Raw genomic sequence first — 12,131 nt, forward strand, 5'->3', positions numbered from 1 at the left:
CGAAACTTTTTAAGCTTTGCCTTTCTCGCTTCCGCGATGATTCTGTTGAAGTAGCTTCAATATGATTAGTTTTCAGACACGCCCTAGTTAAATACTCTTCTTCAGCCGTATTTTTTTTCATCTGAATGAGCATCTTTGCATCATCTCCAACGATATACCGGAATTGATTTGTACCGTCTGTGGCCGCTTGGTATATGGTTTCGGCAACGATTTCTGGAGGCGAGGCGTATGCCGGCTGTTTTTCCATCTCACCCAATTTAGCGCGAAACGCACCAGTAAATAGCTTGTAGTCTGTTAAATCATCATTATAAAAGAATTCCATGGATCTTCCACCAAAGTCCGTATGAATAGCACCGGGTTCAATCAACTTCACTTTGATGTTTTGTGATGCTAATTCATAAGATACGGACTCAGAAAAACCCTCTACTGCAAACTTGGACGAATGATACAGAGACATCGTAGGGAAGGTCACTCTCCCACCCATAGAAGAGATGTTGATCAGCATCCCTTTTTGATTCGACCGGAAATGTGGCAGCATGGCTTTAGTCATACGGATCAGACCGAAAACATTCACTTCAAACTGTCTTCTAATCTGCTCCTCCGTAGCGGCTTCTATCAGACCCATTGTTCCATATCCAGCATTATTGAGAAGAACATCAATAGTACCGAACCGATCAATCGCTTCTGCTAACGCAGTTTGAATAGTATCTGCTTGTTCAACATCAAGCCTTAGTACCAACACATTATCCAGTGTAATAAACTCAGTTTCTTGTTCAGGTGAACGCATCGTGGCTACTACGTTCCATCCATTTTCAGCAAAATGCTTTGCTGTAGCTCTCCCGATGCCTGATGAAGCTCCCGTGATAAAAATTGTGTTCATATCCATTCCTCCTAAAAGTTTTGTTCGTGCACTAACTTCTCCAGGCTTACCAATCCCTCGGCTATGGTTGTAAGTTTAGCTTTGTATTCTTCTATCCCGATTTGGATGCAAATGATCTGCGCTGGATGCATTTCATCTTTATAAAGCGAATATTGCTCAAGTAATTGATCTAATTTGTGGTTTGATGCCTCTTGGGCTTCCTTCAACCATACAATCACCTTGTCATATCCGACGAATTCACCGAAATAAAGCCTCATCATAAAATCAGATTTCCTGATGCTGTCTCCTTCTAGCGGGGCTAGTAAATAGGTGTTAAAACACTCTCTGCCTTTAGGCGTTATATTTAAAAGGTTTTTGTTAGGCTTACCGTCCTGAAGCACATTTTCCTTAGTGATCAACCCCTCCTTTTCCATTCGGGTAAGTGTGGGATAGATTGTTCCATAACTGGAACTATAGAAATTAGAGAATACATTTTCTAACAGCTGTTTGATTTGGTATCCAGTCAACGCTTCTTTCATAAGTATGCCTAAAATAACATCTTGACTGTTCACAATTTGACCTCCTTGTAGTTTGGGGTGAGTTAATATATCAATTCGATATATATTGTGTCAATATATGTTGATCTGATGCATGGATCTGTTTTTGGGTAAAAAAAAATTTACGCCAGTAAATATGGCGCAAACTTCTTTGCCGCTTCTTGGTTGTAGTGAATAACTGAGTGCTCTTATCTTAAATCCTCAACAAAATAACAAATGTTCTTATTAGGGTAATACAGAACAACCAACCTGTCAGATTCATAATTGAAATCTTGCCACGAGTAAACTCCATTAAAATCTGGCGTTTTATCTTCAGGAACATCTAAAGGCTGTAATGTGTTCTCCACATATTTTTGAATATCTCTTTCATTATCCTGAAGAGTATCCCCGGAATAGTTTACAATCCTCTTTCGTCCGCCGGTTGACTTTAATATTGAAGACAATTGTTTTTCTTTCGTTCTAAAAATAGTATAACGCAATCCCTCCCCGCGAAATCCCCCTTGATTTGTATATTGATCAAGTTCCTTGAATTTGGAAGGCAATTGCAGCTGCCAATTTCGCTCATATTGCCTTTTGTGCGAGAAGTCGGTTTTGGCTTCATTCCATAGATATGCCGGAAGCGCAATAGCAATGACAACAACAAGAACCACGAAAGCATTGATGACTTTCATTTTCTCCTCCAGAGGCTTTTTTAGATTTATCGATCATCTTGCACTGTTTTCAATTATTTTCTATTATTTATAATATATTAACACAAAGCGGAAAGGTTAGTGATTACTGCCTATGATTATTGCGGTCGATGTATATTATGAAGAGAATCAAGCAAAATCGGTGGGGGTTATCTTTCAGGGTTGGGAAGACTCTGCACCGCTCGACGTTATCGTTTCTTATACAGAGAATCCTCGGGCATACGAACCTGGTTCTTTCTACAAACGGGAGCTTCCCTGCATACGGGAACTGCTGAAACTTACGGATACAAACCAAATACACACTATTGTGGTGGACGGCTACGTGTACTTAGACCAAGAGAGGAAGCCGGGGCTCGGACATTATGTTTACACAGATTTTTCAGGGAGAATTCCAGTGATCGGTGTTGCCAAAAATGCCTTTCATGATAACGACAATGAGGCGTTGGTTAAAAAGATTTGCCGGGGCACCAGCGCTAAGCCTCTCTATATCACGTCTATTGGCATAGAGCCAGACACCGCTGCCCGGCACATCCAGAGAATGCACGGAGAATATCGGTTCCCCTATCTGCTGAAATTGCTGGATAAGCATACGAAAGAAGCCCGGGGATAATTACTGGATCGAATTAAACTTGAAAAAGCGAAGCTTGCCGAGACTCATCCCACACCATCACCTTCTAATAAGGAGTAGAAATTATCGCGGTCTCCATCATCAAATTTGCCAAGCGACTGTACCCTGACTATTTTACGTGACACTGGTTCAATTAGAAAAAGCGATATCACACTGCATCCCCTGAATTTCATGCCGGTTAACTCAACGGGCCCCTTTATAGTTTTATATCCCAAGTATTTCCTCCCTGTGTTAATATAATTGAGACAGCAATTCATTCCTTGGATTGCGCACAATGGTCTGCATTTACCTCTCCTATGGGAAGCCATAACCAGCACGCGTATCGGAGCTTTTGCTTGGATGGATGTTTTAGTTACCCCGATCGTGCTTATGGGATTTATTCTGTTAGAGGGCAAAAGAATGAAAATGAATTATTTATGGCTGCCGATTGCAGGTACACTACTGGTAGGTCCTTCACTGGGTCTTCCCTTGTTTTTGTTTCTTCGACAATTACATATGGAGAATAACATTCTAAAATAAGTCATCTAAAGAATTACAGCTTTCCTGCCAATGATTTGATTTGAAGTAATATCGAAGCCGGGAGGTGTGTCGTGGGATCTATTTTTAAGAGCAGAGCAACTGAAGAAGAATACTATCTATGCTACGATAAGAGTTTAAATAGGTTTGGATTAGAGGGGACGTCATATTATATCTCGACATCATTTGGAGATACTTATGTACTATGCTTTGGTGATCCGAGTAAGAAACCATTGATTCTCCTTCATGGAATGACAATGAGTAGTACGATGTGGTATCCCAATATGAAGCAGCTGATTCAAGAGCGTTGCGTTTATGCTGTGGATATTGTGGGAGATTTCGGTAGGAGTAAACCTACTGTTGCTATAAAAAATCGGAAAGCCGCTAACCAGTGGCTTCTTGAAGTTTTGGACGCAATGCAGTTTAACAAGGTAGATTTAGCGGGTCATTCAATGGGTGGCTTCTTATCTTTAAATTTTGCACTTGATTATCCGGGACGCGTGTCGAAGCTGTTGCTTTTTGCCCCTGCTGGAACTTTCTATAAAATAAGTTTTAAATTTTTTGCGAAAATTTACCCCGCATTATTGTTTCACACAGAAAAGTGGATCGACAATGCTTTTTTGTGGTTTTCAGGTAAAGGAGAGCCTCTACACCCCGTATTTCGTGCTCAAGTCATTAGCGGTTACCGCCATGCGAAACCACTTCTGCAGGTGATGCCCTCAGTATTTGCTAAAGAGGAATTCCAAAATTTCAATATTCCAACTCTGCTCCTTATAGGAGATAAAGAAGTAATATACCCGGCTGAGAAGGCAATAGCAAATGCTAAGCGATTAATTCCTAATCTCGAGACCCATATCATTGAAGGGGCAAGTCATTCCCTGACTATGGAGCATGCAGACGTTGTGAACGAAAAAGCAATTCTCTTCTTGCGTAAAGAAGAAGGGTAAAACGTTTCAGCTATCGCGAAAAGCTATGACCAATCATGCTTTTTTCATATAACCTGAATTTCTTGCCCTCATGCTATACTCAGTACACTAAAAAGTTGTAAGGAGATGTAGCGATGATACCCTTTCGCAATGATCATGTAGGCAGCTTCCTGCGTCCTGCGAACTTAAGCCAGGCGCGTGAACAATATAAAGCAGGCAACATCACATATGAGGCATTAAGAGCGGTGGAAGATCAAGAGATTATCCGGATTATTGAGCAGCAGAAGGAGAATGGCGTATTCGCCGTGACGGATGGGGAATTCCGCAGAAGCTGGTGGCATTTCGACTTTCTGGGCGGCCTAGACGGCGTGGAGCTGTATGAGGAGATCGACGGACCTAAGTTCCATAATATGCAGACCCGCAAGGGTGGTATTCGTGTGGTCGGTAAAGTGGATTTCTCGAGCCATCCCTTTGTGGAGCATTTTGAGTTTTTGCTGAAGCATGCAGGTGACGCCGTAGCGAAGCAAACCATTCCAAGTCCCAACATGCTGATCTACCGGCTGGAGCCGGGGGCCAATAGTTATAGCGATCGGGAGCAATTCCTTCAGGATACGATTGCGGCGTATCAAAAAGCCATTCAAGCCTTCTATGATGCGGGATGCAGGTACCTGCAACTGGATGATACAGCATGGGCAGACCTGTTCTCAGAAGCGGGGCACAATAAGCTGCGCGCGAAAGGTCTGGAACCGGCGGAAGAGCTGTTAACGATGCAGCGGATGATCAACGAAACTTTGGCTCATAAACCGGAAGATTTGGTTGTGACGATGCATATTTGCCGGGGGAACTATAAATCCAACTACTTCTCCACCGGCGGTTATGATTACGCTTCTGAGGTCATTTTTGGCGGCTTAGACGTAGATGGCTTATTCCTTGAATTTGATGATGAGCGTTCAGGCAGCTTCGAGCCCTTGAAATATGTGAACCGGCCGGATTTGAAAATCGTGCTGGGTCTGCTCACCTCCAAAACTGGCGAGTTGGAAGATAAAGAGCACATTAAAGCCCGGATTGCCGAAGCAGCAACCTATGTGCCCCTTGAGCAGCTCTGCTTGAGCCCGCAATGCGGGTTCTCCTCTACAGAGGAAGGCAATATTCTGACGGAAGAGCAACAGTGGCGTAAGCTTCGTTATGTGAAGGGAATTGCCGATGAAGTGTGGGAGGCAGACCAAGAGACCGTTATCGTGGAAGCCTTCATTAATGGTCACCATGTACCGTCCCTTTCGCAGTCAGCCAAAGAGAATCCGGCGAGCCCGGCGGAAATCGTAGGCTATTTCCCTGTCACCACGAAGGAACAAGCGGCTCAGGCGATTGAAGCGGCGGCGGAGGCTTTTAAAATATGGAAGAAGACCCCGATTGATGAACGTATCACTCGGATGCGCAAGGCGATAGAGAAGATTAGAGCAGCGGAGAATGAAATTGTCCATCTGCTGTCCAGAGAGCATGGCAAGCCCCTGTATGATGCCCATGGTGAGATTTATGTCTCGTTAATGTGGATGGAGTTCGCTTGTAATGAGGCTGCATCCGTTCTACAGGAAGAGGTCCAGGAGCATGACCATGGTACAACCATTCTGTCCTATGATCCAATGGGTGTGGTGGCAGCGATCAGTCCATGGAACTATCCGATTGCTCTATCTACGATCAAAATCGCTCCTGCCTTACTTGCGGGCAATACGATTGTGCTCAAACCGAGTCCATTTGCACCGCTGGCGGCGGCGAAGGTGGCAGAGCTGATCGCGGGTGAGTTCCCGGCGGGTGTCATCAATGTCGTTCATGGGGCTGCAGATGTGGGCGTTGAGCTGACTAGTAATCCTCTTGTCGCCAAAATCGCCTTCACAGGCGGAACCGCAACCGCCAAGCACATCATCAAAGCGGCTGCGGAAACGATTAAGGACATGACGCTGGAGCTTGGCGGCAATGATGCGGCGATCTTCCTGGATAGCTTTGATGTTCAAGATGAGCGGGCGATGCGCCGGATTGTCATTTCTAATTTCCTGACCACAGGTCAGATCTGTATGATCGCCAAGCGTGTATATGTACACCGTTCTATCTATGATGCTTTTGTTGAAAAATATATCGAGGCGGCCAACCGCTGGATTCGCATTGGTGATCCCTTCGATGCCCATACGACGGTAGGTCCGGTGAATAACCTGAAGCAGAAGAATTACGTGCAGAGTCTGATTGAGGATGCGCAGAAGCGCGGGGCCAAGATCATTCCTCTCGGCCAAATTCTCGACCAGCAGCGGTTTGAACAAGGTTATTACCTGCAGCCCACGCTCGTTCTGGACTGCGATTACCATGATCCGATAGTGGTGGAGGAGCAGTTCGGTCCTACTGTTCCGATTCTGCCCTTCGATGATGTAGAGCAAGTCATTCATCTGCATAATGAGAGCATCTATGGATTGACGAGCTCGGTGTGGGGACGGGAAGAGGATGCCATCTTGGTCGCACGTCAGCTCGAAGCGGGAACGACCATGATCAATACGGCTGCTGTGCAGGGGCTCGATGTCCGGTTCCCGTTCGGTGGCTTCAAGCAGTCCGGTATCGGCCGTGAATACGGCGCCGAAGGCATCCGTACGTATACAGAGCTGCATGTGATCAATGTTCCGAAGACACTGGATCTTCCTTATATCCCAGAGTAAAAATAAAAACCGTCAGGGATTCTTGATTCCCATGACGGTTTTTGTTATCTACGCGATTCAGACCTCGGCTTCTCCAAGCGGCTACGTTCACGCATAGCGTTAATTTGCCTTGCATGTCTTTCGTCCCGGCGGCCTTGTCTCGTTCGGAGCTGGCTCAGCATAACGAGCAGGCCCAGGGTGCCGAGTACATAAGAGACGATGGGATTTACTTCATTCCACAGGTTGACCCCGGCCAGAAGTAATACTGCGCCAATGATGGTGGCAATCAACCGCTGTGTATTTTTGTTCTGCGTCTCGATTAATTTTTGCTCGAGGGAGCTCGCCAGCTTGACCCTTAAACCTCCGCTATCCATTTTATCGATGGCCGACATGAACTTCTTGGTCGTTGGAAGGATGTCTTTGAGCATATTCTTGCCATCCTCCACAACTTTGGAGATGACACTTCCCCGCAGATCCCTCCGCACCACCTGTTCTACATAAGGCTTAACCGTCCCGACCAGATCAAGCTCAGGGTCCAGTCCGGTACAGAGGCCGTACACGGTGCCTATAGCTTTGCCCAGGAATGTGGTATTGGCAGGTAACTGAAAAGGCTGGGAGTAGAGGAAATTGCGTAATTCCTCCACATTGTCGCCTGAGGTCACAAAACTCAGATCAAACGTATCCCCGTTGATTTGTTCGAATAATAACGTAAGATTCCTGGAGAAGACCTCCAGATCGACATTCCGTCTTAAAAATCTCAACTTGTTCAGGGCATCGATGGCGCCGTGGGCGTCTTTCAGATATACGGCCAGCAGAAGGGCTACCATCTGGGTCTTCATATCCTTCGGAATCCGCCCGACCATTCCAAAATCAATCAAAGCGATGGTGCCGTCAGGCTGCACGAGCACATTGCCGGGGTGGGGGTCAGCGTGAAAAAGCCCGTTCAATAGAATCTGTTCCACGAACATTTCGATCAGCGATGTCGCAAGTCTGGTCCGGTCCACCCCCCAAGCCTCGAGCTTGGCGAAATCATTGATTTTGACACCCTCCATAAACTCCATGGTCAGCACCTGCGAGGTAGTACATGACCAATGAATGTGCGGAATCACGACATCCTTCCGGTGGGCTAACTGCTGCTTGAACTCTTCGGCATTACGCCCTTCTTGCTGATAGTCGAGCTCCTCCATAATGGTGTCATGAAACTCATCATACACGGCATCAAGGTCCATGAAGTCTGTAATCATCTTCTGGCGCTTCAATAACGAAATTGCGACCTGAATGGACTTCCAATCAATCGCGATAATGTCCTCTACACCGGGCCGCATCACCTTCACGGCCACTTGCTCACCTGTCCGCAAGGTGGCCCGGTGGACCTGTCCGAAGGAAGCTGCTGCAATAGGAGTCGCGCTGAACTCAGCATACATCTCGCTTATGGATCCTCCGAGTTCACGCTCTATCTTCTGCTGGATCTCGGAGAAATCTACGAATTCTACAGAATCCTGCAGCTTGGATAATTCCTCGATCACTTCCTTCGGTAACATATCCACCTGTGCACTCACATGCTGCCCAAGCTTGATAATCAGCCCGCCCATATCCATAGCAGTTGTCGTGAAATACGCTGCCTGCTTGCGGTATAGGGCCTGTTGCTTGGCTGCAAAGCGCCGCCGTGACATCAAGTACTTCACCTTGCCCAGCCACCAGAAATCCCAGGCGAACTTGAAAATCATCTGCATGGTTCTTCTGAACCTTGCATCCTTCAATAATTTCAGGAATTCGCTCATACTTGTTCATCTACCACAGAGTTATTATGCTGCATCCCAAATCTCTCCTTCTAATCATCCATGTGCCTAATTGTATGATATTTCATACCAGACAGATATACAATTACAGGCTTGGACGGCTAGGCGTTTGGGCAGCAGCCCGGTGGACGTAATACCGTTGCATCCATCATTTAACATGCCGGGTTAATGCCCAGAAGATTAGAGCCGTAGCACTAACTATTGCACCGAGCAGGCACACTCCATTCCAGCCCGCATAAGCGTAGATACTGGTGGATGCGATTGATCCGGTGGCGCTGCCGATCGAATAGAAGACCATATAACCGGCAGTAAGCCTGCTGCGGGCTTCCGGGCGCAGATTAAGGATCATGCTCTGGTTGGTGACGTGTACGGCTTGTACGGCCAGGTCAAGAAAGATAATCCCGATGACTAACGCGAGCAGCGAATGAGGAGTATAACTGATTGGCAGCCATGAGATGAGCAACAGAATCAACGCCACGCCGGTGGTCTTTTGCCCTAAACCCCGATCAGCTAGACGGCCTGCCCGCGCTGCTGCTAAGGCTCCAGTAACTCCGGCGAGACCAAACGCTCCAATTGCAGTATGGGACAGGGACAGCGGCGGAGCGCTAAGAGGCAGAACCAGGGAAGTCCACAATATACTGAAGGCAGCGAAAATCAGCAGGCATAGCACAGCACGGATTCGCAGCAGCCGTTCTTGCGCGAATAGCGTGAATAGCGAACGGAGAAGCTGCGGGTAGGATAAGGATTCTCTCCGGGGCTCAGATTGCGGCAGCACCCTGAACAATACACCTGCCATGATTAACGTGAGTCCCGCCGAGACAAGGTAGACTGAACGCCAACCTGCCAGATCCGTTAACACGCCGGCGAACGTCCGCGCCAGTAGAATCCCAATGACAATTCCGCTGGTCACCATACCGACTGTGCGCCCGCGTTCAGCCGGGGCAGACAAGGTGGCTGCGAATGCAACAAGCGTCTGTGTCACTACCGCAAGCAGTCCGACCGCAGCAATGCCTATGAATAACACCATGCTGGTAGGGGCAGTACCCACAACAATCAAAGCCAGCACGGATATCAGCATCTGCCCGGTAATCAGCCAGCGCCGATTAAGCAGATCGCCCAGCGGCACCAGCAAGAGTAGTCCAAGGGCATAACAAATCTGAGTCACTGTAATCACGATGCCGACGGAAGAATGCGTAATCCCGAACTCGCTGGAGATCGCGTCCAGCAAGGGCTGGGCGTAATAGATGTTAGCGACCGCCAGTCCGCAGGTGATGGCAAACAGAAGTGCAACCTTACGGGACATTGAAGATGTACTCATCAGAGATAAAGCCTCCTTCATATTGATAATAACATACCAATCAGTATGTAATAATTCCTGATAAATATAACGCCAAGCAAAATTAACTGTCAAGGGGGAACATGGCTGAAAGATATATAGAATGGTCTGATTGACAGGAGGATCTTCGCCAAATACAATCGTAATATACCATTCGATATGAAATGAGGAAGGTTCTATGGCCCGACCGCGCGAATTTGATCAAGATAAGGCACTTGAGGCAGCGATGCATGTGTTTTGGGAAAAAGGGTTCGAAGCGGCCTCCTTAAGCGACTTAACCGCAAGAATGGGCATTCAGCGTCCAAGCCTATACTCTGCCTTTGGAGATAAAAAAGGATTATTTGAAGCTGCCTTGCGAAAATATACGAGTTCCCACGCTGCCTATGTCCGTAACAGTCTGCACAAGCATCCTTCGGTGAAAGAGGCATTCCGTACCTTTTTTGAAGATGTGGTGTCCAAAGAATATGAGAAAAGCCCGAGCACGGGATGCTTCTGCATCAATTCAATGGTGGAGCTGGCTCCCCATGATGAGAAGTTCGAGATTCTGACCAGAGAACATCAGATGTATCTCTCGGTCATCTTCCAGGAAACGATTGAACGGGGCATGCAGTCAGGGGAGCTGGATGCAGGGATAAATGCTAAGAATCTGGCGCAGACGCTGGTCATTTCGTTAATAGGACTTACCGTGTTCCTGAAGTCCCGTCCAGACAGGGTAGTGATTGATAACTTTGTGAAACAGATACTTACTTTAGTAGTCATAGCTTAATCAAAAGAGGGAAGGTGATTGCTATCTTTATGGAATCCAGCAAAGAGAGGGAGCTCTCCTTCGATATCCGCAGAACAGTTATCTTGGGGGCTTATATCCGGGAGTGGAAGATGCCGGAATACAGGGTTATCTTGAGCAAACCTGAAACAGCCGTTCATGTTGAAGTTTACTATTTTCCGGCTGATGATGAGAATGCGGTGGCGAGGTTCGCAACAGTCGGGTTATCCGCGACTCACCGACCGAATGGACAAGCTGTGGGTACGGAGTGGGTGATGGCTCTGACCTCTGACTTAGGCGGGGAGTCTGTGGACCGGATATTTACCTATCTCTGTGATCTTATCGCCCATCATATAGAGAGCGCAGGTGATTCACGGATACCTAGAGTGATGGAAGAGAGCCGGCTTGCCCCTGCGAACTGGACAACCACAGCTTTTCTGCTGGATGAGCTGAGGGGGGAAAGTGAAGAGCTGGAGGAGATTCAGGTCGGGAGCGAGAGGGCCCAGATCCTATGGGCGCTACCAGTTACGGCGCAGGAGGCTGCATTAATTATAAATGAAGGCGTGGAGGCCTTTGATTCCTATATCGAAGAGATCGAGCATTCCATTATTGATCCGCGGCGGCCATTGGGAAATGCTCACTAACCATGCTAAACTAATGATATCTATCACCAAAGACAGGACGGAAGAGATGCAATGGGAAGAAAACAGTCTTTTACAGAGACAGAGCTGCTGGACACAACCAAACAATTGGTGCTTGAGCATGGATATGACGGATTTCATCTCAAGCTGCTTTCACAGCATCTGTCAGGAGCCAGAAGCACTATCTATCAGTATTATGCGAATAAGGAAGAGATTGTGGCGGCTTGTATGAAGCGCGTAATGGCAGCAGTAGTAGACAAGGCATTAGCCATTGATGAGGCTGACCCGATGGATGCCCTTGAACAGCTGCTGCTCATTTACGTGGAGGAGTCTGCGTTACATCAGCTTTTGGGAAATGCGAGTAAAATTAACACAGCTAATTCTGCTGCGGCGGCGAGAGATCTCGAATATATTGAGGCAGGACATCAGACACTTAAAATTCAATTATCCCGCTTATTCGAACGCGCTCAGCAGAATCAAGACCTGCGGCAGGATATCCCACTTCCAGTACTTATTGGTGTGTTCTTCAACCTGATTGATACGCCTAATATGCTGAATATCCCTACTCCCGCTTGGGGTAAGCTGCTGTTTCAAATGTGGATTGGAGGGGCCAAGAGCTAGCTGTAGTCTTGAGTCCAATTTGACACTTGTGTCATATATATTGTTTAATTAAAGGGTCAGATGCAATGGCGGCTTTAATTCGACACTCGTGTCAAAAAAATATAAAGGAGTGGGAAGAGGA

General features: G+C 47.0%; 12 protein-coding genes and 1 pseudogene. 8 read left to right on the forward strand and 5 right to left on the reverse strand.

All coding sequences use genetic code 11. From position 1 onward, the window contains the following. From C162_RS03960 to C162_RS03970, 3 genes are all read right to left on the reverse strand, one after another. On the reverse strand, positions 1 to 880 hold an 880-nt coding region (locus tag C162_RS03960; protein ID WP_063828979.1), incomplete at its 3' end, for an SDR family oxidoreductase. An 11-nt stretch (positions 881 to 891) separates the two neighbouring features. Further along, a complete protein-coding gene (locus C162_RS03965) occupies positions 892 to 1,431 on the reverse strand; it encodes a PadR family transcriptional regulator (RefSeq protein WP_051493218.1) in 540 nt (179 codons plus the stop codon). A 173-nt stretch (positions 1,432 to 1,604) separates the two neighbouring features. Continuing rightward, a complete protein-coding gene (locus C162_RS03970; protein ID WP_036691486.1) occupies positions 1,605 to 2,087 on the reverse strand; it encodes a hypothetical protein in 483 nt (160 codons plus the stop codon). Positions 2,088 to 2,199: 112 nt separating this feature from the next. Between C162_RS03970 and C162_RS03975 the strand changes: the two genes are divergently transcribed. The 5 genes and pseudogenes from C162_RS03975 (at position 2,200) to C162_RS36575 (ending at position 6,871) form a co-directional block, all read left to right on the forward strand. Beyond that, positions 2,200 to 2,715, forward strand: coding sequence for an endonuclease V (locus C162_RS03975; RefSeq protein WP_036691488.1), 516 nt, complete (start codon positions 2,200 to 2,202; stop codon positions 2,713 to 2,715). 258 nt (positions 2,716 to 2,973) lie between these two features. After that, entirely contained in the window at positions 2,974 to 3,252 is a 279-nt protein-coding gene (locus C162_RS03985) for a DUF2834 domain-containing protein (protein ID WP_036691495.1), read from the forward strand. Positions 3,253 to 3,323: 71 nt separating this feature from the next. Beyond that, the gene (locus C162_RS03990; protein ID WP_036691498.1) at positions 3,324 to 4,196 is read left to right on the forward strand and encodes an alpha/beta fold hydrolase; all 873 of its coding nucleotides are present in this window, start codon (positions 3,324 to 3,326) and stop codon (positions 4,194 to 4,196) included. Positions 4,197 to 4,309: 113 nt separating this feature from the next. Then, positions 4,310 to 5,392: pseudogene (locus C162_RS36570) on the forward strand (5-methyltetrahydropteroyltriglutamate--homocysteine S-methyltransferase); the annotation flags it as partial. Next, positions 5,384 to 6,871: an aldehyde dehydrogenase family protein gene (locus tag C162_RS36575; protein WP_036691720.1), complete on the forward strand. Its 1,488-nt coding sequence runs from the start codon at positions 5,384 to 5,386 to the stop codon at positions 6,869 to 6,871. The pseudogene C162_RS36570 and the gene C162_RS36575, both read left to right, overlap by 9 nt. Positions 6,872 to 6,915: 44 nt before the next feature. Here C162_RS36575 and C162_RS04005 read toward each other — a convergent pair whose 3' ends face one another. Both C162_RS04005 and C162_RS04010 read right to left on the reverse strand, forming a co-directional pair. Further along, a complete protein-coding gene (locus tag C162_RS04005; protein ID WP_051493219.1) occupies positions 6,916 to 8,631 on the reverse strand; it encodes an ABC1 kinase family protein in 1,716 nt (571 codons plus the stop codon). Positions 8,632 to 8,797: 166 nt separating this feature from the next. Further along, positions 8,798 to 9,967, reverse strand: a complete 1,170-nt coding sequence (locus C162_RS04010; RefSeq protein ID WP_235218345.1) for an MFS transporter — start codon at positions 9,965 to 9,967, stop codon at positions 8,798 to 8,800. Between the two features lie 196 nt (positions 9,968 to 10,163). Between C162_RS04010 and C162_RS04015 the strand changes: the two genes are divergently transcribed. From C162_RS04015 to C162_RS04025, 3 genes are read left to right on the forward strand one after another with little or no spacing between them, the layout of a single operon-like run. After that, the gene (locus tag C162_RS04015) at positions 10,164 to 10,751 is read left to right on the forward strand and encodes a TetR/AcrR family transcriptional regulator (RefSeq protein ID WP_036691504.1); all 588 of its coding nucleotides are present in this window, start codon (positions 10,164 to 10,166) and stop codon (positions 10,749 to 10,751) included. A 29-nt stretch (positions 10,752 to 10,780) separates the two neighbouring features. After that, positions 10,781 to 11,392 carry a suppressor of fused domain protein gene (locus C162_RS04020; protein WP_235218346.1) on the forward strand — a complete coding sequence of 204 codons (612 nt, stop codon included), beginning with the start codon at positions 10,781 to 10,783 and terminating at the stop codon, positions 11,390 to 11,392. A 51-nt stretch (positions 11,393 to 11,443) separates the two neighbouring features. Next, the gene (locus C162_RS04025) at positions 11,444 to 12,010 is read left to right on the forward strand and encodes a TetR/AcrR family transcriptional regulator (RefSeq protein ID WP_036691506.1); all 567 of its coding nucleotides are present in this window, start codon (positions 11,444 to 11,446) and stop codon (positions 12,008 to 12,010) included. Positions 12,011 to 12,131: the final 121 nt, after the last annotated feature.

Origin of the sequence: Paenibacillus sp. FSL R7-269 (assembly GCF_000517865.1) — a bacterium.
Classification (GTDB): domain Bacteria; phylum Bacillota; class Bacilli; order Paenibacillales; family Paenibacillaceae; genus Paenibacillus_AQ.